General features: G+C 72.9%; 13 protein-coding genes and 1 pseudogene. 9 read left to right on the top strand and 5 right to left on the bottom strand.

The genetic code is table 11. From position 1 onward, the window contains the following. Positions 1 to 28 precede the first annotated feature (28 nt). Positions 29 to 1,210 carry an aminotransferase class V-fold PLP-dependent enzyme gene (locus ACZ9QC_RS36735; protein WP_472917027.1) on the bottom strand — a complete coding sequence of 394 codons (1,182 nt, stop codon included), beginning with the start codon at positions 1,208 to 1,210 and terminating at the stop codon, positions 29 to 31. A 348-nt stretch (positions 1,211 to 1,558) separates the two neighbouring features. On the opposite strand from ACZ9QC_RS36735, the gene ACZ9QC_RS36730 reads away from it, so the two are divergent. The 5 genes from ACZ9QC_RS36730 to ACZ9QC_RS36710 all read left to right on the top strand — a co-directional run bounded on the left by ACZ9QC_RS36730 (position 1,559) and on the right by ACZ9QC_RS36710 (position 12,028). After that, positions 1,559 to 3,133: an acyl-CoA carboxylase subunit beta gene (locus tag ACZ9QC_RS36730; protein WP_472917026.1), complete on the top strand. Its 1,575-nt coding sequence runs from the start codon at positions 1,559 to 1,561 to the stop codon at positions 3,131 to 3,133. A gap of 149 nt (positions 3,134 to 3,282) precedes the next feature. After that, the gene (locus tag ACZ9QC_RS36725) at positions 3,283 to 5,034 is read left to right on the top strand and encodes a fatty acyl-AMP ligase (protein WP_472917025.1); all 1,752 of its coding nucleotides are present in this window, start codon (positions 3,283 to 3,285) and stop codon (positions 5,032 to 5,034) included. Next, positions 5,031 to 9,608 (top strand): beta-ketoacyl synthase N-terminal-like domain-containing protein, encoded by a 4,578-nt coding sequence (locus tag ACZ9QC_RS36720; RefSeq protein ID WP_472917024.1) that lies wholly within the window; start codon positions 5,031 to 5,033, stop codon positions 9,606 to 9,608. The genes ACZ9QC_RS36725 and ACZ9QC_RS36720 overlap by 4 nt, the downstream gene beginning before the upstream one ends. 21 nt (positions 9,609 to 9,629) lie before the next feature. Next, positions 9,630 to 10,673: an alpha/beta hydrolase gene (locus ACZ9QC_RS36715; RefSeq protein ID WP_472917023.1), complete on the top strand. Its 1,044-nt coding sequence runs from the start codon at positions 9,630 to 9,632 to the stop codon at positions 10,671 to 10,673. A 122-nt stretch (positions 10,674 to 10,795) separates the two neighbouring features. Further along, complete coding sequence (locus tag ACZ9QC_RS36710; RefSeq protein ID WP_472917022.1) at positions 10,796 to 12,028, top strand: PucR family transcriptional regulator; 1,233 nt, start codon at positions 10,796 to 10,798, stop codon at positions 12,026 to 12,028. A 57-nt stretch (positions 12,029 to 12,085) separates the two neighbouring features. On the opposite strand, the gene ACZ9QC_RS36705 is transcribed toward ACZ9QC_RS36710, so the two are convergent. After that, on the bottom strand, positions 12,086 to 13,309 hold the full coding sequence (locus tag ACZ9QC_RS36705; protein ID WP_472917021.1) for an RNA-guided endonuclease InsQ/TnpB family protein: 1,224 nt from the start codon (positions 13,307 to 13,309) through the stop codon (positions 12,086 to 12,088). 269 nt (positions 13,310 to 13,578) lie between these two features. On the opposite strand from ACZ9QC_RS36705, the pseudogene ACZ9QC_RS36700 reads away from it, so the two are divergent. From ACZ9QC_RS36700 to ACZ9QC_RS36690, 3 genes and pseudogenes are all read left to right on the top strand, one after another. Further along, positions 13,579 to 13,716, top strand: a pseudogene (locus ACZ9QC_RS36700) (IS630 family transposase); the annotation flags it as partial. Between the two features lies 1 nt (position 13,717). Beyond that, entirely contained in the window at positions 13,718 to 14,080 is a 363-nt protein-coding gene (locus ACZ9QC_RS36695) for a hypothetical protein (RefSeq protein WP_472917020.1), read from the top strand. 269 nt (positions 14,081 to 14,349) lie between these two features. Then, positions 14,350 to 14,991 carry a cutinase family protein gene (locus ACZ9QC_RS36690; RefSeq protein WP_472917019.1) on the top strand — a complete coding sequence of 214 codons (642 nt, stop codon included), beginning with the start codon at positions 14,350 to 14,352 and terminating at the stop codon, positions 14,989 to 14,991. 91 nt (positions 14,992 to 15,082) lie between these two features. On the opposite strand, the gene ACZ9QC_RS36685 is transcribed toward ACZ9QC_RS36690, so the two are convergent. The 3 genes from ACZ9QC_RS36685 to ACZ9QC_RS36675 all read right to left on the bottom strand — a co-directional run bounded on the left by ACZ9QC_RS36685 (position 15,083) and on the right by ACZ9QC_RS36675 (position 19,044). Then, complete coding sequence (locus ACZ9QC_RS36685) at positions 15,083 to 16,390, bottom strand: hypothetical protein (RefSeq protein ID WP_472917018.1); 1,308 nt, start codon at positions 16,388 to 16,390, stop codon at positions 15,083 to 15,085. A 184-nt stretch (positions 16,391 to 16,574) separates the two neighbouring features. Then, positions 16,575 to 18,305 carry a hypothetical protein gene (locus tag ACZ9QC_RS36680; protein WP_472917017.1) on the bottom strand — a complete coding sequence of 577 codons (1,731 nt, stop codon included), beginning with the start codon at positions 18,303 to 18,305 and terminating at the stop codon, positions 16,575 to 16,577. 136 nt (positions 18,306 to 18,441) lie between these two features. Continuing rightward, entirely contained in the window at positions 18,442 to 19,044 is a 603-nt protein-coding gene (locus ACZ9QC_RS36675) for a hypothetical protein (protein ID WP_472917016.1), read from the bottom strand. Between the two features lie 284 nt (positions 19,045 to 19,328). On the opposite strand from ACZ9QC_RS36675, the gene ACZ9QC_RS36670 reads away from it, so the two are divergent. Then, on the top strand, positions 19,329 to 22,511 hold the full coding sequence (locus tag ACZ9QC_RS36670) for a glycoside hydrolase (protein ID WP_472917015.1): 3,183 nt from the start codon (positions 19,329 to 19,331) through the stop codon (positions 22,509 to 22,511). Positions 22,512 to 22,612: the final 101 nt, after the last annotated feature.

Below are 22,612 nucleotides of genomic sequence, written 5' to 3'. Positions count from 1 at the left end.
GGACGGCGGCCCGTCGGTCGGTCGGGCGTCAGCGTGCGGTGCGGGCGAGGTCGGCCATGACCTCGACGGTCCGGTCGAGTTCGGCCTCGGTGTTGTAGTAGTGCGGGGAGAGCCGCACCAGGGGGTGCACGCCCCGGTGTTCGGTGTCGAACTGGGTGTGCTCCGGGAAGGTGGTGGTGACGTTGATCCCGTGCCGGGCGAGACCGGCGGCGACCTCGGTCGCGGCCAGGCCGTCGACCTTGGCGGTCACGATGGCGCAGCGGTGTTCGCCGAGATCGTGGGTGGTGACGCCGGGCAGGGCGTCGAGCCGGTCGCGCAGATACGCGCCCAGGGCCAGGGCGCGGTCGCCGATGCGGTCCAGGCCCAGGTCGAGGGCCTGGCGCACGGCCGTGTCGAGGCCCAGGACACTGGCGTAGCCGGTCTCCCAGGTCTCGAAGCGGCGGGCGCCGGGCTGCCAGGTGAAGCCGCGTCCGCCGTCCCAGGTCGCCGAGTGGATCTCGATGACGTTCGGGTCGAGGTACTCCAGCGCCTCGGTGCGCACCCAGAGGAAGCCCGTGCCGCGCGGGCCGCGCAGGAACTTGCGGCCGGTGGCGCTGAGCATGTCGCAGCCGATGGTCTCGACGTCCACCGGGAACTGGCCCACGGACTGGGTGGCGTCGAGGAGGTACGGGACCCCGGCGGCGCGGGTGATCCGGCCGATCTCGGCCGCCGGGTTGATCAGGCCGCCGCTGGTGGGGATGTGGCTGATTCCGACCAGTCGGGTGCGTTCGTCGATCAGGTCGGCGAGGGCGGCGGTGTCGAGCTGTCCGGACGGATCGTCGGGGACGACGACGATCTCGGCGCCGGTGCGCCGGGCGACCTGGAGGTAGGCGAGCACATTGCTGCCGTACTCGGCCCGGCCGGTGAGGATGCGGTCGCCCGGCTTGAAGGTGAGCGCGTAGAACGCGGCGCTCCAGGCGTGGGTGGAGTTGTCGAACAGGGCGATCTCGTCGGGGCGTCCGCCGATCAGGCGGGCGAGGTCGGTGTAGGTGGCGTCGATGCGGTCCTGCTCCTGCCGTGCCGCCTCGTAGCCGCCGATGGTCGCCTCCAGTTCCAGGTGGGCGGTGACGGCGTCCAGGGTCTGCCGGGAGACCAGGGCCGCTCCGGCGTTGTTGAGATGGATTCGGTGGGCGGTGCCGGGGGTGTCCCGGCGCAGTGCGTCGATGTCCATGCCCTCACCCTTCCCACGGGTCAGCGCTCGGTGAACTGAGCGCGGCCCGGCCGGTCGGCGTTCGCGGTGACGGTGATACCGGTCCGACGCCGGGTCCGACGCCGGTGAGGTGGCGGTCAGGTGAAGCGTTTCACGGCCGTCCGCCCGGAACACCCGAGCCGCGCCGGACCCTTGTCACCCACGGACGAACCCGGGCCCCGAGGGACTCATCTCCCGCAAACAGAACGGGGATCGGTCCGGTCGGCCCCTCCTCCGCTGCCATATTCGAAAGCCACTTCGGAGGTGGCTGTGACACTAGAGGTGAGGACATCCCGGGCGAGGCAGGTGGCGGAACCTACGCCCGGCCGTGTGCCCGCGCCGGTCCCGGAACCGGTCCCCCGGCCGGTCCCTGAGCCCGCCCGCGACCGAACCGCCGACCGCATCGCGGAGTTGGAGGGTCGCCGGACGCGGGCCCTCCTGCCGGTCGGGCCGAGGAGACGCGGGCAGTACGGGGCCCGTGAGCGGATCGATCTGCTGCTGGACGCCGGCTCGTTCACCGAGACCGGCCTGTTCGTGCGGGCACGGCCCACCGGGGACGGCGCCCGGCGCCCCCACGGCGACGGGGTGGTCACCGGGCACGGCACGATCGACGGCCGTCAGGTCTGTGTGTTCGCCCAGGACGCCACGGTGTACGGCGGCAGCATGGGCGAGGCCTTCGGGCAGAAGACGCTCGCCCTGATGGACCTCGCCCTGAAGACCGGCTGTCCGGTCGTCGGGCTGAACGACGGCGGCGGCGCCCGCATCCAGGAGGGCGTCACCTCCCTCGCCCTCTACGCCGAACTGGTGCGCCGCAACGTCCAGGCGTCCGGGGTGATCCCGCAGATCTCGGTCGTGCTGGGCCCCTGCGCGGGCGGGGCCGCGTACTCCCCGGCCATCACCGACTTCACCGTGATGGTGGACGGCGCCTCGCACATGTTCGTCACCGGACCCGACGTCATCGAGACGGTCACCGGAGAACGCACCAGCGCCGAGGAGCTGGGCGGCGCCCGCGCCAGCAACACCGTCAACGGCAACGCCCACTTCCTCGCCGCCGACGAGGTCGACGCCCTCGACACCGTACGCGACCTGCTGTCGTACCTGCCCGCCAACAACCTGGAGCGGCCCCCGCGGTACGCGCCGGGGGCCGCGCCCGCCGGGCCGTGCCTCGACACGGTGGTGCCGGACCGGCTCGGCCAGGTCTACGACATGCGGGACGTGCTGCGCGCGGTCGTCGACGACGGTGAACTCCTGGAGATCCACGGGCTGTTCGCGCCGAACATCATCTGCGCGCTGGCTCTCGTCGAGGGCACCCCGGTCGGCGTCGTCGCCAACCAGCCGCTGCGTTCGGCCGGGGTCCTCGACATCGACGCCTCCGAGAAGGCCGCGCGGTTCGTGCGGTTCTGCGACGCGTTCGGCATCCCCCTGCTGACCTTCGCCGACGTCCCCGGCTATCTCTCCGGCGTCCGCCAGGAGCAGGCCGGCATCATCCGGCGCGGCGCCAAACTGCTGTACGCCTACGCCGAGGCGACCGTCCCCAAGGTCACGGTGGTGGTGCGCAAGGCGTACGGCGGCGGATACGCGGTGATGGGCTCCAAGCACCTCGGCGCCGACATCAACCTCGCCTGGCCCACCGCCCGGATCGCCGTCATGGGCGCCGAGGGCGCGGTGGGGGTCCTGCACCGCCGCGAACTCGCCGCCGCGGAGGACCCCGAGGCGCTGCGGGCCCGCCTGGTCACCGCGTACGAGAGCACGTACGGGACGCCGTACCTCGCCGCCGAGCGCGGCTACGTGGACGCCGTCATCGCCCCGCGCGACACCCGGGCCCACATCTGCCGCGCCCTGCGCGCCCTGCGCGGCAAGCGGGCCCCGATGCCGGAACGGCGCCACGGCAACATCCCGCTCTGAGCGTGCCCCGCCTGAGCGCGCCCCGTCGTGCGCGCCGAGTCCCGCGCCCGGCGCCGCCATCCGCCGAACCCCGCCACGGCCGTCACCGCCGTCTTCCGCCGTGGCCGCCGCGACCGCAAGCCGTCCCGCGCCGTGAGGAGCCATGCCCGATGGACAGCCGCCGCCCCCCGCTCGCGCCCGCCTTCCGGAGTCTGCCGGAGTATGTGCGCCACTGGGCCGAGACCACTCCCGACCGCCGGGCGTTCACCTTCGTCGACCATCCCGCGCCGCAGTCGCGCGGCGTCCACCGCACCCTGACCTGGCGCCGGCTGGATCTGCGGGTGCGGGCCGCGGCCGCCCGGCTCGCGGCGGAGGCCGAGCCCGGGGAGCGGGTCGCGGTGCTGTGCCCGCAGGGGACGGAGTACGTCACCGCCTTCCTCGGGGCGCTCGCCGCCGGCCTGGTCGCCGTACCGCTGTATCCGCCCGGTCTGCCCGGGCAGGGCGACCGGCTGTCGGCGGTGCTGGCCGACGCGTCCCCGGCGGTCGTCGTCACGACGGGCCAGGTCCTGGCGGAGGTCGAGGAGTTGTGTGCAGGCCGGGCCGTCCGGGTCGTCACCGTGGACCGGATCCCGGACTCGGCCGCCGATGACGGACGGCAGCCGTCCGCGCCCGATGCCACCGCCGTCGCGTACCTCCAGTACACCTCCGGTTCCACCCGCACCCCGGCCGGAGTCGAGATCACCCATGCCAACGTCGTCGCCAACGCCCGCCAGGCGCTGTCCGCCTACGGTGCCGACGCACGCCCGGCGACCTGTGTGGGCTGGCTGCCGCTCTACCACGACATGGGGCTGGTGCTGAGTGTCGCGGCACCGGTGGTGCGGGGGCTGTTGTCGGTGCTCATGGACCCGGTGGCGTTCCTGCACGAGCCCGTGCGCTGGCTGCGGCTGCTGGCCGCGCACCCGAGCGCCCTGAGCGCGGCGCCCAACTTCGCGTACGACTACTGCGCCTCGGCGGTCACCGAGGCGCAGAAGGCGGGGCTGCGGCTGGACGGGGTCATGGCGCTGATCAACGGCAGCGAGCCGGTCCGTCCCGGCACCGCCGACCGCTTCCACGTGGCGTTCGCCGCGCAGGGCCTCGTCCCGGAGACGCACTGTCCGTCGTACGGCCTGGCCGAGGCGACCGTCTTCGTCAGCGCCGCCCGGCCCGGTGAGCCGTTGCGCGGCTTCGCGCTCGACCGGGACGCGCTGGCCGCCGGCAAGGCCCTGCCCGCGCGCCCCGAGGACCCGCGGGCCGTGCTGCTGGCCGGCTGCGGTGCGCCGGCGGGCCAGCGGGTGCGGATCGCCGACCCGGTGTCACGGGTGGCGCTGGCCGAGGGCGAGGTCGGCGAGATCTGGGTGCAGGGCCCCAATGTCGGCCGGGGCTACCGGAATCGGGACCGGCAGACCCGGCAGGTCTTCGGCGCCGTGCTCGCGGACACCGTGTCCGGTCCGGGCGAATGGCTGCGGACCGGCGACCTCGGGACGGTCCTGGAGGGGCAGTTGGTCGTCACCGGGCGGCTGAAGGACCTCATCGTCGTCGACGGGCGCAACCACTACCCGCAGGACGTGGAGGCCACGGCCCAGGAGGCGCACCCGGCCGTACGGCGCGACCGGCTCGCCGCGTTCGGTGTGCCGGGCGGTGCCGGGGAGAGGGTGGTCGTCGTCGCGGAGCACGCGCGGACGGTGCCGCTCACCGACATCGACGTGCCCGCCCTCGTGCGGACCGTGCGCGCGGCCGTCTCCGCCCGGCACGGGCTGCGGCTCGCCGACGTCGTCCTCGTCCCGCCGGGGGCGGTGCCCCGGACGTCCAGCGGAAAGGTCTCGCGGACGTCGACCCGTGAGCGCTATCTGGCGGGTGCCTACGCGGTGGAGGTCGAGGGATGAGGGTCGTGGGCGAGGGCAAGGGCGAGGACCTGGTCGAGGGCGAGGACGGGGTCGAGGGTGGGGTCGACGGCGACGGCCCCGACGGGCACGGAAGAGGGAGCGGGGAGGCCGGCGGGGGCGGTCCGCGCCGGCTGTACGCCGGCGGCGGGGAAGGTGTGGTGCGGCGACTGGTCGCGGCGCGGGTGGCCGACTGGAGCGGCCTGGCCGCCGAGGAGGTTCCGATGGACCTGCCGCTCGCGGATCTCGGGATGTCCTCCCGGGACGCGGTCGTCCTGGCCGGGGAACTCTCGCGGGCGACGGGCCGGGAACTGCCGGCGACGCTGCTGTGGGAGGCGCCCACCGGGGACGCGCTGGTGGCACGGGTGTGCGCCACGGCGGCGCGGCCGGTTCCGGTGCCGAACGCAGTCCCGGCCGCGGACCTCGACCCGACGACCGCGGACCTCGATCCGACGGCCGCAGCCCTCGCTCCGATGGCCCCGGGCCTCGCTCCGAGCGCCCCGGCACGGCGGGCGCCCGCGCCCGGTGAGCCGGTCGCGGTCGTCGGGGTCGGGTGCCGGCTGCCGGGCGGGGTGCACGGCCCGGCGGAGTACTGGCGGTCGCTCCTCGACGGTGTCGACGCGATCCGGCGGGTCCCGGAGGACCGGTGGCGGGACTTCACGCCGTACCCGCCCGCCGACGCGCTCCCGTACGGCGGCTACCTCGACGACATCGCCGGGTTCGACGCCGACTTCTTCCGTATCACCCCGCGCGAGGCCGCGGTGATGGACCCGCAGCAGCGGATCCTCCTGGAGGTCGTGCGGGAGACCCTCGACCACGCCGCCGTCCCCGCCGATTCCCTCGCGGGCAGCGCCACCGGCATCTTCGTCGGTGTCTCCGCGCCCGAGTACGGGCAGCTCACCGGCGCCGACCCGGCCACCGTCGACCCCTGGGCTCCGGCCGGCGGGGCGCTGAGCGTGACGGCGGGCCGACTGGCGTACGTCCTGGACACCAGGGGGCCGAGCATGGCCGTCGACACCGCGTGTTCGTCGTCGCTGGTGGCCGTGCACCACGCGTGCGTCAGTCTGCGCACGGGCGAGAGCGACCTCGCGATCGCCGCCGGGGTGAACCTGCTGCTCTCCCCGACCGTCACCGTCGCGTTCCGGCGGGCGGGCGCCCTCGCGCCGGACGGCCGGTGCAAGCCGTTCTCCAAGGCCGCCGACGGCATCGGCCGGGGCGAGGGCTGCGCCGCCGTCCTGCTGAAACGCCTGTCCGACGCCGAACGGGACGGCGACCGGATCCTCGCCGTGGTCCGGGCCACCGCCGTCAACTCCGACGGCCACTCCAACGGCCTCCTGGCCCCCAACCCGGCCGCCCAGCAGGACCTGTTGCGGACCGCCTACGCGCGAGCCGGGTTCTCCCCCGCGCACATCGACCACGTCGAGGCGCACGGCACCGGCACGCCGCTCGGCGACCCCATCGAGGCGGGCGCGCTGGGCACCGTCCTCGGTACGGGCCGCGACCCCGACCAGCCCCTGCTCCTCGGCTCGGTCAAGGGCAACCTGGGTCACCTGGAGTCCGCCGCGGGCATCGCCGGGCTGGTGAAGACCGTGCTCGCGCTCCACCACGACCTGGTCCCGCCCTCGCTGCACTGCGCCGAGGGCAGCGCCCTGGACGGCGACGAACGGCTGCGGGTCGTGACCGAGGCCGAGCCGTGGCCCCGGTACGGCGGCAGGGCCACCGCAGGGGTCTCCGGGTTCGGGTTCGGCGGCACCAACGCCCATGCCGTACTGGAGGAATGGCGGCCCGGCGCCCCGCTCCCGCCCCCGGCCGAGGAACCCCCGGCCCGGCTCCACCTCCTCTCCGACGTCGACGCCGACCGGGTCCGCGACACCGCCGCCCGGCTCGCCGACTGGGTGGACACGCCCGAGGGCGCCGCCGCGCACCCCGCCGACGTGGCCAGAACCCTCGCCGGGCGGGCGGGACGGGGGCCGGTGCGGGCGGCCGTCGTCGCCGCCGACCGGGCCGAACTGACCGGCGGACTGCGGGCGTTGGCGGCGGGGCGACCCCATGCGCGGGTGCTGGTGGGCGACCGTGACGTCGTCGGGCGTGGGCCCGTGTGGGTGTTCTCCGGGTACGGCAGCCAGTGGACCGGCATGGGACGCCGGCTCCTCGCCGAGGAGCCCGCCTTCACCGCGGCCGTGGAGAAACTGGACGGGCTGCTGGCCCCCGAATGCGGGCTCTCCCTCTACGACCACCTGGCCTCCGGCGGCGACCTCGACCGGCTGGAGGTGGCCCAACCCGTGCTCCTGGGCGTGCAGTTGGCCCTGGCGGAGCTGTGGCGCGCGCACGGTGTCGGATCCGCCGCCGTCATCGGGCACTCCCTGGGCGAGGTCGCCGCGGCGGTGTGCGCGGGCGCCCTTGAGGTGTCGGACGCGGCCCGGGTGGTGGCCGTACGGGCCCGGCTGCTCAGCGGGCTGCGGGGCGGGGCGATGGCGGTGGTCGACCTCGACGACAGCGAACTCCCGCTGCTCGAAAGGGACTTCCCGGGAGTCCAGGTCGCCGTGCACTCCTCTCCCTGTCAGAAGGTGGTGACCGGGGACGGGGAGTCGGTGACCCGGCTGGTGGAGCAGCTGGAGAAGGAGGGGCGGGCCGCGCGGGCGATGCGGGTGGTCGGGGCGGGTCACTCGGCCCAGGTGGACCCGCTGCTCCCGGAGTTGACGTCCGAGCTGGCCGACGTCCGGGGCGGGCTCCCCCACATCCCGGTCTACTCCACGGTGCTGGACGACCCGCGCGGCGACTGCCTGTTCGACGCGGCGCACTGGGCCGCCAATCTGCGGCGGCCCGTCCGTCTCGACCGCGCGGTCGCCGCGGCCGCCGCCGACGGCCACACCGTGTTCGTCGAAGTCTCCCCCCACCCGGTCCTGACCCGGGCGATCACGGACAACGCGCCCGAGGCCCTCGCCCTCGGCACGCTCCACCGGGACGCCGACACCTCCGCCGACTTCCTGACCCGCCTGGCCGCCCTGTACACGGCCGGAGCGCGGCTCCCACGCCCTCCGGGCCGCGTCATCGACCTGCCGACGCCGCGCTGGCGGCACACACGGCACTGGTGGACGGACGGCCGAGCGGGGGGCGCGGGACCGGGCTGGGGGGCCGCAGAGGGTGTGGGGGGCCGAGAGTTCGGCGGCGTGCGGGTGACGGTGGAGAACCGTGGGGTCTCCGGTCGCCGGGTCCGGGGCTTGGACGGCCCGGCGGGCGAGGGCCGTTCCGCGGAGGGGGGACCCGGAGGGCCGATGTCCCGGGGCGCCGGGCCGGAGTTCGGCGCCCCGCACGCCGTCCCCTCGCCGGACGGCGACCGGCAGCCGGACGGACACCTCGGTTCCGGCCCGCACGCCGCTCTCGGGCCAATGGCGTGGCCCGCCGAGGAGGACACCTCCGTCACCGCCCGCCTCTGCCACCACATCACCGCCGTCACCGGGTACCCACCGGCCCGCATCACCCCCGCCACCGCCTTCGCCGAACTGGGCCTGGACTCGCTGATGGCCGTCCGCATCCGCACCGCCCTGGAGCGCGAGTTCGGCATCGAGCTCCCCCTGCGAGACCTGCTGGGGGCCGGCACGGTCGAGGCCACGGCGTCCCGCATCCGACGGGCGCTGCCGGTGGAGGCGGCACCGAACGCGGAGGTGCGGCGGCAGACACCGCCGCACACCGCCGCCGACTCCCCTGTCCCGCCGCAGCCGCTCCGCCCGCTCGCCCTTCCCCAGCACTCCCCCGCCACCGCCCACCCCCTCCTCCGCCCCCTCCACACCTCCGGCTCCCACCCCCCGTTCTTCCTCATGCACGCCGCCGGAGGGACCACCGACGTCTACCGGGGTCTCGTCGAGCGGCTCGGCGGGGAGCGGCCGGTGTTCGGGTTGGAGCGGGTCGACGAGGCTCGTACGGTCGTCGAGAAGGCCCGGCGGTACGCCGAGGCCGTGACGACCGTGCACCCCGACGGCCCGTGTCTGCTGGGCGGTTGGTCGTTCGGCGGCTTCGTCGCGCAGGAGACGGCCCGACAGCTCACGGCCGCCGGACGGGACGTACGCCTGGTGGTGCTCATCGACTCCGTACGGCCGCTCCCCCGCCCCGAGGAGACGCCGGCCGCACGGATCCGCGCCCACCTCACCGGCTTCGCCCGCCATGTCGCCGACACCTACGGGGTCGAACTGCGGCTGCCGTACGACGAGTTGGCCGCGACGCAGGACGACGGCGCGCGGATCGACGCCGTGCTGGAGTCCCTGCGCGAGGCCGTCGACGTGCCGCGCGCGGCCCTCGAACACCAGCGGTCCTCCTATGTGGACCTGCGGATCGGCGAGGCCCACCGCCCGGGCCGCCACGACGGACGGGTGGTGCTGTACCGGGCGACCGAGCCCGCCCCGCACACCGTGCGCGACCCCGCGTACGAGCGGGACGACGAGGCGCTCGGCTGGGACGAGCTGTGCCAGCGGCTGACCGTCGTCAGGGTCACGGGGCACCATCTGTCGCTGCTCGACCCCCCGCACGTCGACGAGATCGCCGCCCATCTGCGGTGGGAGCTCGCCGACGACCACCCCTGAACCGAGCCGAGGAGAGCCGCCATGACCGAGCCCATCGACCCCAGCGACCGCACCGTCGAGCCGTCTCGTCGCGCCGTCACCAGAGCGGCCGCCGTGGGCGGACTGGCCGCACTCCTCGGTGCCGCGACCACCCGCACCGCCGGGGCGACCGTGTCCCGGCCCTCCGCCCGGCGCACCGGCCGGACGGCCACCGGGACCACCGCCCCCACCGCCGCCCCTGGTCCCGGCACCGTCACGCGCCTCGGCCCCCGGACCCTCGACGTCTCCCTCCCCTCCGCCGCCCTGGGCCGCAGCGCCCCGGTGCGGCTGATCCTCCCCACCTCCTTCGACGCGCGGCCCGCCCGGACGTATCCCGTGCTGTACCTCCTCCACGGCGCGCACGACGACCACACGTCATGGACCCGGGAGACGGACATCGAGGCGTTCACGGCAGGCCGTGAGCTGATCGTGGCGATGCCGGACGCGGGGCCGACCGGCATCCCCACCGCCTGGCGCAGCGGCCCGGACTACGAGACGTTCCAGGTCGAGGAGGTCCCGGCCCTGCTCGCCCGGCAGTACCGGGCGTCCGGGGTCCGGGTCGTCGCCGGTGTCTCGACGGGCGGCTACGGAGCCATGGCGCACGCGGCACGGCACCCGGGGGTCTTCGCCGCGGCGGCCTCGTACAGCGGCATCCTCGACACGACGACCCCCGGCGTGCCGACCCTGATGGGTGCCATCGTGGCCCGCGAGGGACTCGCGCCCCCGTCGCTGTGGGGCAGCCACCTCCAGAACGTGCTCACCTGGCGGGACTTCAACCCGCGTTCGCGCGCGGCGGGACTGCGCGGCACCTCCCTGTACGTGTCGAGCGGCAGCGGAGTCGTCGGCGGCGTCGGCGACTGGCTCCCCGAGGCACTGGAGAGCGCGCTGTGGCCGTCCGCCCACGCGTTCACGGACACGCTGGCGCTGCTGCGGATCCCGGTGACGACCCATTTCTACGCGGGCGGGGGACACAGCTGGGCGTACTGGAAGCGGGAGTTCACGGCGTCGTGGCCGATGCTCGCCGGTGCGCTGGGGGTGCCGGCGTGAGGCCGCTGCCGTCGGGGCACGGAACGGAGCGCAGGGGACGTCCGTCCAACCCAGGACTTGCCCCTCGCCCCACGGGCACCAGCCCGCGGGTGAGCCGCTTCCGGGGGAAAGGAGGGTCCGCCATGGCTGCCCCCACCCCGCCGCACGGCCTGCCGGACGGTCCCGGTGCCACCCGCGTGCCGCCCGAGCTCGCCAGACTGCTGCGCGACCAGTTGGAGGCCGTCGCCGACGAGGTGGAGGCAGAGGTGCGCCGGCAGGTCCCGGAGTACGCCCAGCCCGCGGACGGGGAGTTCCGCGCGCATCTCCGCTCGGGGGTCGTGCAAGCGTTGACGCTGTTCGTGGACCACATCGCCGATCCGCACGGGCAGGGCGCGGCCATCACGGCGACGTACTACGCACTGGGCCGCGGCGTGGCGTTGGAGGGCCGTGGTCTGGACTCGTTGCAGTCGGCGCTGCGGGTCGGGGGCCTGCACGCGTGGCGGCTGATGGGTCGTTCGGCGGAGAGACTGGGCCTGGACTCCTCTGTGGTGGCGGCTCTGGGCGAGCTGGCGTTCCGGACCGTGCACGAGGTCGCCGAGGCGGCGGCCGCCGGCTACTCGGAGGCGCAGCCGCGCAGCACGGACGAGCTGGAGCGGCGGCGCAGGCGGCTGCTGGACGTCCTGCTGGGCGAGGGGCCGGTGGCCCCGGAGGCGGTGCGGGACCTGGCGCACACCGCCCGGTGGACGGTGCCGCGGCAGGTCGCGGTCGTGGCGTTGGCGGCCCCCCCGGACCAGCGGGAGGCGGAACGGCCGCTCGCGGCGGCGGGCGCGCTGGTGGACATGGGCTCCCGGCCGCCCCGGATGCTGGTGCCCGACCCGGAGGGTTCCGGCCGTTTCGGGGGCCGCGCCTTCACGCTGGCGCTGCGCGGCAGGCCCGCCGCGATCGGCCCGACGGTCCCGCTCGCCGACGCGTCCCGCTCACTGCACTGGGCCGCCCGCGCGCTCGGTCTGATGGGCCGCGGCATCCTGCCCCGGCAGGGCGTGGTGCGCTGCGCCGACCATCTGTCGACGCTGCTGCTGTACGGCGACGAACCGATGCTCGCGCAGCTCCAGTCACGGGCGCTGGCCCCGCTGGACGCGGTGGCGGAAGGCCCCCGGGGCCGCCTGGCCGAGACTCTCCTGGCCTGGCTGCTCAGCGGCAGCAACGTACCCGATGTCGCCGCCCGCCTCCACATCCATCCGCAGACGGTCCGCTACCGCCTGCGGCAGCTGGAGAAGCTCTTCGGCGAGGCCCTGCACGACCCCGGCACCCGCCTGGACCTGATCCTCGCCCTGCGCGCGGAAGCACTGCGCGAGGACGGCACGTTCACCGCTTGACTTGCTCCTCGCCCTGAAGGGCGAGGATTCTGGCCTTCTCGACTGGTAGCTGTGCCGCTACGCGGCACGGTTTCCGGTCGGGATTCCGTGGCTTCCTGTTTCTTCGCGCCGTGCCGGGATTGATCCCGGTCCTACCGGCGCTCCGCAGGCCGTCACCGCCAGTCCGGCGGCCGTCTTGATGTTGAGTGCGGCGTTGACGTCCCGGTCGTGGACCGCGCCGCAGGCGCCACACGTCCATTCCCGCACGTTGAGGGGTTTGGGCCCGTCCACCGTGCCGCAGGCGGAGCAGGTCTGGGAGGTCGGCGTGAACCGGCCGATCGCGACCAGGGTGCGGCCGTACCGGGCCGCCTTGTACTTCAGCATGCTGATGAAGGAGGACCATCCGGCGTCGTGCACGGACTTGGCCAGCCTGGTGCGGGCCAGTCCCGCCACCGACAGGTCCTCCACGGCGATCCCTTGGTTCTCGCAGATCAGCCTCGTGGAGAGCTGGTGGTGGAACTCACGGCGCGCGTCGGCAACCTGGGCGTGGGCGCGGGCGACCTTGTGGCGGGCCTTGGCCCGGTTCTTCGATCCCTTCTGCTTACGGGACAGCTCACGCTGGGCCTTCTTCAGCTTCTTCTCCGCCCGGCGCAGAAACCGCGGGGAGTCGATCTTCGTGCCGTCGGACAGGACCGCGAAGTGTGTGAGGCCGAGATCGATGCCGATGGTGCGGTCGGACTCGGGCATCCGGGCGGCGTCGGCGGCGGGGTCGGTGTCGATGACGAAGGAGGCGAAATACCGGCCGGCCGCGTCCATCACCACGGTGACCGAGCTGGGCGTACTGGGCAGCGTGCGGGACCACTTCACCTTCACCGCACCGATCTTCGGCAGGTTCAGCCGGCCACTGCCGGTGATGCTCCAGCGGGCGTTGGCCGTGAACCGAATCGACTGCCGCGCGTCCTTACGCGACTTGAAACGGGGCGAGCCGACCTTCCGTCCCCTGCGAGCGCCCTTGAGGGAGGCGAAGAAGTTGCGGTACGCGGCCTCGGCGTCCCGCAGGGACTGCTGCAGGACGACCGCGGAGACCTCGCCCAGCCAGGACCGTTCCGCTGTCCGCTTCGCCTCGGTGACCATTCTCCTCGACAGCTCTCCGGCCGTCGGGAACGGCTGCCCGGCCTTCCGGGCGTCCTCGCGGGCACGCACCGCGTCGTTGAACACGACACGGGCGCACCCGAACGCCCTGGCCAGCGCGGTGCGCTGACCGGCATCCGGGTAGAGCCTGAAGGCGTACCGGAGCTGCATGACGATCACACTAGGGAGATCGCACACGCGTCACCACAGAGAACAGATGAACGAACTGTCACCCTGACCGTCCCACCCCCACCCCACCCACCGCAGCGTCCGGCTCCGCCGGAACAATGCCGCGACGCTCCGCGTCGCTGTCATCAGATTCGCTTCACCCCCGGCCTGAAGACCGGAGCACTGCGAATGAATCCCGGTACTGAACTTGATTGGGTGATGTCGGTGCCGTTCGCCTGACAGCTGGCCGTCGGCACCGATAGCCGTTGGGTGTGAGGTATGCGCAGGGCGGCGGGCTGACCGACGCCGAGAGGATCACGCGGGAGCGGTTACGGCTCCAGGCCGTGGAGCGTTTCGAGGGCGGGCAAAATTGTTCGAAGTCCAAAGCTGCTGGTCAGCTACGGTGGCGGCATGACTGACAGCCTGCCCGAGGACGTAGCCGACGTGCTTGGCCTCGTCCTGAATCCGGACGAGCCCGTTCACGTCGCCCTCCGACGGCAGGTGCCTCAACTCAGGGTGCAATCCCGCTGTGAGTGCGGTTGCGGCACTGCCTACTTCGGCCTTGACACCGACGCGGTGGAGCCCGCGCCAACGGGCCCCGGCACCGTCGTGGCTGCCGACGTGCAGCTGTTCACCGAAACCGGCGAGTGCCCTGGCGAGGTCCTGGTCTTCGCGCAAGGCGGCTACCTCTCATGGCTGGAGGTCTGCTCTTGGAGCGATGACGTCGAGGTGAATCTCACCGCGGCGCGGCGCTGGCTACAGCCACCGTCCTGAGCCCGAGCCGGTAACAGCAGGCGGTCTCGGACCTGACGCCGTCACCATGAGTCGACCGACATCACGAGTTCAAGTTCAGTAGCGAGATCGACAGGACGCGACGTCGGCGCACGAGAAAGACCCGCCTCGGACCCACCTCGGACTCACCTCGGCGCAAAAAGAAAAGTGATTACTGAATTCCCGTCCATAACACTCGGCCCGACCCAGCGAATAGCTTCGGGAAGTCCTTTCCGCAGGCGCTCCGCGCGCCCCACCCTCAAAGGATCCCCATGCGTATCCGCTTGTGTCTCGCCGCGCTCTCGCTGGTCGGCGGGGCCGGACTGGCCACCGTCTCGGCACCCGCCGCCACCGCCGCGGCCTGCACGGACATCGACGTCGTAGCCGCTCGCGGCACCTTCGAGCCGGGCACGCTCGGCTTCATCGTCGGCGACCCCGTGTATTCCGCACTGCAGAGGAAAATCACCGGCAAATCGCTGTCCAGCTACAAGGTGAACTACCCCGCGAACCTTTCCCTCACGTCGGCCGCACAGGGCAACACGGATCTGGTGAACCACGTCAGGAGCCAGGCGGCGGCCTGCCCGAACCAGCGTTTCATCCTGGTCGGCTATTCGCAGGGCGCGAACGTCGTCGACAATTCCATCGGCATCAGCAGCGCGGGCGCGGTCGTCGGCAGCCCCATCGTGGCCACCATCCCCGCCGCGCTCGAACCGAGGGTCTCGGCGGTCCTGCTGTTCGGCAACCCGATCCGGGCCATCGGCAAGAGCGTCACCGGCACCTACCAGAGTCGCACCATCGACTTCTGTGCGACCGGAGACCCCGTGTGCGAGAGCGGCGGCGGTGACGTGGGCGCCCACCTCGGCTACTCCGCCAACGCGGACGCGGCGGCGGCCTTCGCCGCGACGAAGGTCTGAGGCCCCCGCCACAGCCGACGGTCACGGCCGGAGCGAAGGCCCAGGAGGAGCGAGATCCTCCTGGGTCTTCCGCACGGCGGCGCGCTCGCGCCTATGCGGCCAGCGCGGGGAACACGAGCACGGAGCCGTCCTTGTCGCGGGCGATGTCGATCGCCATGTCCGTCGTGCGGCTGTGGAGCGTGACGCCGTCGCCCAGCTGATGAATGCGGTGGGCTGCACTCATGAGGCGATCGACGTCACCTGTCGTGAAGACCGGCCGCTTTTTCGGTCGGCCCAGTTCCAGTGCTGACAGGCGCACCAGGACACCGGCGATGCCCGATTCCAACTCGTCGAGGCGCTGCTGATCGCGCTTGAGCGCACGGGTGAAGTTCTCGAAGGGGTTGCCGGGTTCACCCTGGGCGTGCTCGACGGCCTGGAGGACCACGACCCGCCGCATCAGCGCGATGGCCAGGGAGGCGAGTTCGAGGTGGGTGCGGAACGTGCCGCCATGGTCTTCGACGCCGGGGAACGACTCGGTCAGCGTGCCGAGTTCGACGGCCTCGCCCTCGGGCAGCCTGTCGAGCGCGCTCCGCCATCGGGACAGCCGGAGGTCGGCTTTGCTGAGCGCCGTGTCGATGGTGTGCACCGCCGAGTCGAGTCCCAGCGAGACACCTGGCTTGCCCTGGTCGAGCAGGATGGCCGTGGCCTTGTCGATGGCCGCACGGCAGCCGTTGAGCGCACTGTGCTCGTCGTCGAGCTTGTCCTGCTGAAGCTGCTCCAGCAGTTCCGTGATGTGACCGATGGCCTGTTGACGCTTCTGGTCGGCGTGCGCGCTCACCCCCACCGCCACGGCCATGAGCACGAGCGGAGCGGCCACGGTGAGCGCCGTGCCACCGGCGGCCACGGCACCGGCGGTCGCACCGGCCCCGCCGGCCGTGCCTGCCGCCGCCGCTCCTCCCACCGGTACGAACGTCGCACCGCCGGCGATCTTGCCGGCCGTGTCCATGAGCGGACCGCGAATGCCACCGGCCACCGCCTTCGACGCCATCGGGCGGACGATCCCCTGCCCAAGCTGGGCGGCGACCTTCGCCGGGACCACCATGCGGTACAGATTCTCGCCGGAAGTGGTCGCCCTGGCCGCTGTGAGGGAGCTCCGCGCCGATTGCGTGATGAATTGCGAGAGGTGCTGGGCCAAGGGGCTCGCGGCGTCGAGCGGGATGCCACGGCCTCGGTCGATCTTGTCGGGCAGTGGATGCGCCTCAAGAGTGACGATCGGCTCGTCGGCCAGGACGGCCAGCACTCCGCGCAGTTCAGCCAGCCGCTCGGCCGTCATCGACTCGCCCGCGGTCAACCCTGGCACCCGGACGTCAGCGGTCGCCAGCGTCCACACGGGCACGGTCGTCTTGCGGTCGTCGGTCATCGTCTCCCCTTGCCTTCCAGCATGCTCGTAGCCCCAGAATCATGGCGGATCGGACTCGACGTCGGCGACGGCGACGGCGACATCGGCGGCGACATCGGCGGCGACAGCGACGGTGTGGGAGTCAGAGACGGCAAGCGGGCAGGGCCCCTCCGCTACGGCATCCTGCCCGCTGGCGTACGGGGTCCTATTCGGGGTTCCTCGCGAACTCCGTCAGGCTGGTGGAGACGGGCTCGGGGCGGCCGTCGTTCTGGACGGGCGCGGCGGTGAGCACGTCGAGGTGCTGGTAGCCGTCGGCGACGACGGGGTCGAGGTCGGCCGGGACGCGGCCCGCGAGCAGGCCGTCGCCCGCGAGGACGGTGAGCGTCGGGTCGGCGGTGAGACCGTCCGGGTGGACGACGAGGCGCTTCACCTGGGGCGAGGTGGCGAGTTGGAGGTCGGTGACGAGCTTGGTGGGGAAGTACTGCTCGGTGAAGTCCAGCGGTTGCTGGGCCATGCTGCGGGCCAGTTCCTGGATGTCGGTGACCTCCTTGCCCGCGTCGGTGAACGGGGTGCCGTCGGCCGACCGGTACCCGGGGTCGTCGGGGTCGCCGACCCGGTCGTAGTCGCGCCAGGTGTAGAGGGGGCCGCCCGGCCGGTCGGGGATGGCCTTGTACTCGCTGCCGAACAGCGCCGGTTGCCCGGAACTCCCGTTGGCGACGGGGAAGTTCTTGTCGGCGATCGGCCCGCCGTCGAAGAACCCCACGCTGCTCTGGAGGAACGCCAACGGCACCGAGTGGTCGTCCATCAGCGCGCCGAGGATCGCCTCGTTGGTGAGCCGGAAGTCCCGCACCGCCGGTGAGCCGGAGAGGAAGGTGGCGGTGTCCTCGGAGAACAGGAAGCGGTTGGTGACCTCGATGTTGGCGTTCAGGGGCAGGTACCGGGGCAGGGTGGCCTCGCCGTCCGGGTCCTGCAGCGCGCCGAGGCCGGCGATGGCCAGCAGGGTCATCATCTCGGGGTTGAGCAGCACCGGCGCGGACAGCGTGCGGGAGAGGACCCCGCTGTCGAGCCCGGCCTGCACGGCGCCGTAGCCGAGGCCGACGTCGGGCAGGCCGGTGTCGTCGGGGATGCTGCCGCTGAGGTCGGCGAGCGAGGTGGAGACGGTGGTGTCGAGGGCGAAGTAGCCGGCGCACTGGCGGTGCCCGGCGTCGGCCGTGGTGGTCCGGTCGCCGTCGAAGTCGGCGGTCGCGAAGTACCCGGTGACGACTCCGCCGAGCGAGTGGCCGCCGCACAGCACCTTCTCCTCGCGCACCCGCTGGTCGGGCAGTTCGGCGGTGAGCAGGTCGTACTGGTCGCGGACGGTCCGCTCGATCCCGAGCTTCGCCATCCAGCCCAGGTCGGCGTTGCCGACGTAGCCGTCGAATGTGCGGCCGTCGACCCGCTTGTCCCGGTAGTAGTAGTCGACGGCCGTGTGCTGGTCGCCGGAGGCGACGCCGGTGCGGTCCTCCAGGCAGTTGGAGCGCCGGTCCAGGGCCCAGAACTCGATGTGCCGGCCCTGTGCGGCGGCGCGGGCGACGGTGTTGCGGGCGACGCTGTCGAAGGCTCCGGCGCCTTCCAGGATGCCCGGCTGGGCGACGAGTATCCGGTCCGCGTCCGCCGAGGCCGCGGGCCCGTCGGCGGATCGGTAGCGCAGGTACGACAGCCAGTCGCACGCCGCCGGCCGCGCTCCGAAGGACGCCGGCAGGGGCGCCCGCACCCGGACCAGGGTCTCGGTCACGTCGTCGACGGGGCTCGCCGACGCGACGGCCGTCTCGGTGCGCCCGCTCTCGCCCCGGGCGTCCGGGGCGGCGCCGGTGACCGCCCCGACGGTCAGCAGCACCGCCAGCGCGGCGCTGCGCAGTGGTCGTGAGGTCTTTCCTCCGCTGTGACTCGTGTTCATGCTGGGGACGGTAGGACCGCGAACGCGGCCCGACCGCCCCGTGCTCACAACAACGCAGCCACCGTCCGCGCCTTTGTCACCGGGCACCAACCGCCGCCGTTGTCAGGGGAGTCAGAGCCCGTCGCCGTCAGCGGTGTCAGAGCCCGTCGCCGACCATCGCGGAGACGATCCGGACGTGCCGGTCGGCCGCCGTGCCGGAGAACTCGTTGTCGTAGTTGAGCCCGTACGGCCAGAAGTGGCCGCCCCCGGTGGAGATCTTCGCGTTCGCCCCGTCGTACTGCCGGATCAGGGCGGTGGCCCGCGTGCCGGTCCAGGTGCCGCTGCCGCCCAGCCGCGACCAGCCCGCGCTGGTGCCGACGCCGATGGTGTGCGCGATCTCGTGCAGCGCGGTCCGCTCGTTCATGTAACTGCGGTTGGAGCCGAAGCGGATGGTCCCGTTGATGTTGCCGTCGGCGGTGGGGACGCCCGGCTCGTAGCGGACGGTGATGGTCTTGCCGAGGTCGCTGAGGTTGTTGTACCGGGCGACGGCCGCGTTCATGGCGGTCGTGATGGCGGTGTACGCCGACTGCTGGTCCTGGGTCGGGTTGCTCGCCCGGACGAGGGTCCAGGTGATGGTGGCGGCCGCCGCCCGCTCGCCGGGCACGGGCCCGGCCTGCGGGGCCGCCTGCGCGACACCGGGTCCGGCGAGCAGCACGGCAGCCAGCGCGGCCACGACCACCTTCCTGCGCGGTGAGTGCATGGGACTCTCCTGTTTTCGTGGGGGGGTGTGGGGAGTTCAGGCACTGATCCTTCCGGTGCCTGCCCCGGCCCGTACGAGGGCCGGGACGCCTGCGGTGGGGTCCAGCGTGTGGGTGCAGTACGTGCGGGGTTCGACGACGGCGCCCGCCCCTTCCGGGTCGTACGAATTCGCGTGAATCCGTGCACACAAGGGCTAGAAAGCGCTTTCAGTTTCCTGAATGCTAAGCACGTGTTTTGGGCATGTCAACGAAATCGCGTACGCCTCTGTGTTGTGGAAGGAGTGTCGTGACCCCACGACATCGCATCGCCCGGGCTCTGGCAGCCACGACCCCCCTGGTCCTCGGTGCGGGTCTCATGGCCGCGCCCCCGGCGAGCGCGGACACGGCGGCCGTGGCGGCGTCGAGCGCGGTCACCGTGCGGATCGACCCGTCGTACCGGCAGCAGGAGTTCGAGGGCTGGGGCACCAGCCTCGTCTGGTTCGCCAACGCCACGGGGAACTACCCGGAGCCCGTCCGAAGACGGCTCGTCGACATGCTGTTCGGCGAGGACGGCCTCGGTCTCACCATCGCCCGCTACAACATCGGCGGCGGCAACGCCCCGGACGTCCGCAAGGACTACATGAAGGCCGGCGCGACCATGGACGGCTTCTGGAAGGCCCCCGAGGGCACCACCCGGCAGGACATGGAGTGGTGGGACCCGAACAACGCCGACCACTGGGACTGGGACGCCGACTCGGGCCAGCGCTGGTGGGTCGACCAGATCAAGGACAAGGTCGACACCTGGGAGGCGTTCAGCAACTCGCCGCCCTGGTTCCAGACCGTCAGCGGCTATGTCTCGGGCGGCTTCGACGCGAACACGGACCAGATCCGGGCCGACCGCGTCGACGAGTTCGCCACGTATCTGGTGCGCGTCACCGAGGAGTTGGAGAAGCGGCACGGCATCGACTTCGACACCATCGCCCCGCTGAACGAGCCCAACACCAACTACTGGGGCACCCAGATCGGCGCGAACGGCCAGCCCACGGGAGGCCGCCAGGAGGGCGCGCACGCCGGCCCCGCGCTCCAGCAGAAGGTCGTCCTCGCCCTCGACAAGGCGCTGGAGGGGGCGGCGACCGACGCCGAGATCTCCGCGATGGACGAGACCAACCCCACGATCTTCACCCAGAACTGGAACGCGTACGACGCCTCCGCGCGGGCGGCGGTCCCCCAGCTGAACGTGCACACCTACGGCACCGGTATGCGCACCAGCGCCCGTGACATCGCCAAGGGCGCCGGCAAGAAGCTCTGGATGAGCGAGGTCGAGGGCACCTGGGGCACCGGCACCGACTTCACGAGCATGGAACCGGGGCTCGGGATCGCGACCCGCATGGTCGACGACATGCGCGAACTGGAGCCCTCCGCCTGGGTGTTCTGGCAGCCGATCGAGGACTCGATCCCACAGGCCGCCGCCGGCAAGAACTGGGGCAGCGTCCACGTACCGTTCAACTGCACGGCCACGGACACCCTGGAGACCTGCCCGGTCCGGGCCAACTCCAAGTTCCACACCATCCGCAACTTCACCCACCACATCCGTCCCGGCGACCGCTTCGTGAAGGTCGACGACCCCTCCAGCGTCGCCGCCGTCAGGAAGTCCGGCCGCGCGGCCTCCGTGGTCCACGTCAACAGCGGCACGACCGGGCGTTCGGTGACCCTGGACCTCTCGCGCTTCGGCAAGGTCTCCTCCCGCGCCACCGTCACCCCCGTCGTGACGAGCGCCGACGGGGCCCTCGTCGAGGGCACGTCGGTCCGGGTGAAGGACCGTGCCGCCACCCTCGACGTGCCGGCCAAGTCCGTCACCACCTTCCTGGTCGACGGGGTCAGCGGTGTGGCGAAGGACGCCGCCCTCGTCCAGCCCGGCCATGTGTACCGGCTCCAGGGCGCCCAGAGCGGCAAGTCGCTCACCCCGTCGGAGGACGGCGCCGGCGTCGTCATCCGCACCACCGACGCCGCGAGCGCCCGTCAGCTGTGGTCGGCCCGGAAGCTGACCCCGGGCCGCGACAACCGCGAGCGGTACGCCCTCACCAACGCCGTCACCGGCGGGCGCCTCGCCGTCCACGACGACCAGGCCGTCCTGGAGGACCCGGCCGACGGCGAGGTCCCCGCGGCCGCTCAGTGGATCATGTCGACCACGGGCGACGGCAGTTGGACCTTCGTGAACGTCGCCACCGGCCGCCTCGTCGACGTCACCGGGCAGTCCTCGGCCGACGGCGCCAAGGTGGCGACGTACACCCCGACCTCGGCCGCCAACCAGCGCTGGACGGTGACCGACGAGACCGTGCTGCGCACCGAGCGGGCCGAGGCGTTCACCGTCCCCGGGCTGCGGCCGAAGCTGCCGGAGACGGTGACCCCGGTGTTCCGGGACGGCGCCCGCGGCAGTCTGCCCGTCGCGTGGGAGCTGCCGTCGGACCGGAAGTGGCGCAAGCCCGGGACGGTGCGGGTGACGGGTGAGGCGACCGACGCCCTCGGCCGGAAGCACCCCGCGAAGGTCCTCGTCACCGTCGACACGATCGCCTCGACCCTGCCCGCCCGCGCCAAGACGTACGTGGGCGGCGCACCGGAGCTGCCGGCGACGGTCGTCGGCGTCGGCCGGCACGGCGGGCGGACCACCCTCCCGGTGCGCTGGGACACGGCACCCGAGGGGGCGTTCGACGAGGCGGGGGTGGTGACCCTGACGGGCAGCGCCGAGGTCGTCGGCGGCACCACCGCCGAGGCCACCGTACGCGTCCAGGTCACCGAGGCGACGCAGAGCAACATCGCGACCGACCCGAAGGTCTCCGTGGGCGCCACCTACACCGAGAGCGGCTATTCCGCCGAGCGGCTGCGCAACGGCATCACCGCGGAGAAGGCCTGGTCCAACTGGCGGTCGGGCACCAAGAACCCGTCCGACACCATCACCTTCGGCCTCCCGAAGGCCCGCGACCTCACCCGGGTCGTCGCGCACTTCCACCGGGACGGGACCAACGTCTCCTTCCCGGAGAGGCTGACGGTGCAGGTCCGGGCCGCCGAGAACGGGCCGTGGACCGACGCGGGCGACCCCGTCGCGGTCGGCACCGAGGGCACCCCGGTGATCGACGTCCCGCTCGACGCGGGCCCGGTGACCGGTGTGCGTGTGGTCATGACCGCGCGTCAGGGCGGCTACATCACCATGGGCGAGATCGAGGTGTTCGCCAAGAGCCCCGGCGTCTCCTCGGACGCCGCCGCCACAGCCGTCGAGGTGGCCGGCCGGCCGATCGGGGCCTTCGACCCCGACACCACCGCCTACCGGGTGGCCACCGACGACCCGGCCCGGGCGAAGGTCACCGCGACGCCGCGCGATCCGTACGCGACCGTCACGGTGGACCGCGTCGGCCGGACGACCGCCGTCGTCACGGTGACGAGCGAGGACGGCTCACGGACCCGGACCTACCGGATCACGCTCGTACGACGCTGACGCGACCGGCGCTGACGTGACCGGCGGGGGCCGCGAGCAGGCCCCCGCCGGTCACCTCGCGAGGGACGGCCACCTGGCAGGAACCGGCGCCTCGCAAGCAC

This window comes from Streptomyces sp. HUAS MS02, from assembly GCF_055702265.1.
Note: the sequence above shows the minus strand (reverse complement) of the source record. Positions and strands in the feature narration are given on the sequence as shown.

Excerpts from the sequence above, each read along its gene's own strand:
- ACZ9QC_RS36735 (WP_472917027.1), bottom strand. The coding sequence starts at position 1,210 with ATGGACATCGACGCACTGCGCCGGGACACCCCCGGCACCGCCCACCGA.
- ACZ9QC_RS36725 (WP_472917025.1), top strand. The coding sequence starts at position 3,283 with ATGGACAGCCGCCGCCCCCCGCTCGCGCCCGCCTTCCGGAGTCTGCCG.
- ACZ9QC_RS36720 (WP_472917024.1), top strand. The coding sequence starts at position 5,031 with ATGAGGGTCGTGGGCGAGGGCAAGGGCGAGGACCTGGTCGAGGGCGAG.
- ACZ9QC_RS36715 (WP_472917023.1), top strand. The coding sequence starts at position 9,630 with ATGACCGAGCCCATCGACCCCAGCGACCGCACCGTCGAGCCGTCTCGT.
- ACZ9QC_RS36710 (WP_472917022.1), top strand. The coding sequence starts at position 10,796 with ATGGCTGCCCCCACCCCGCCGCACGGCCTGCCGGACGGTCCCGGTGCC.
- ACZ9QC_RS36705 (WP_472917021.1), bottom strand. The coding sequence starts at position 13,309 with ATGCAGCTCCGGTACGCCTTCAGGCTCTACCCGGATGCCGGTCAGCGC.
- ACZ9QC_RS36695 (WP_472917020.1), top strand. The coding sequence starts at position 13,718 with ATGACTGACAGCCTGCCCGAGGACGTAGCCGACGTGCTTGGCCTCGTC.
- ACZ9QC_RS36690 (WP_472917019.1), top strand. The coding sequence starts at position 14,350 with ATGCGTATCCGCTTGTGTCTCGCCGCGCTCTCGCTGGTCGGCGGGGCC.
- ACZ9QC_RS36685 (WP_472917018.1), bottom strand. The coding sequence starts at position 16,390 with ATGACCGACGACCGCAAGACGACCGTGCCCGTGTGGACGCTGGCGACC.
- ACZ9QC_RS36680 (WP_472917017.1), bottom strand. The coding sequence starts at position 18,305 with ATGAACACGAGTCACAGCGGAGGAAAGACCTCACGACCACTGCGCAGC.
- ACZ9QC_RS36675 (WP_472917016.1), bottom strand. The coding sequence starts at position 19,044 with ATGCACTCACCGCGCAGGAAGGTGGTCGTGGCCGCGCTGGCTGCCGTG.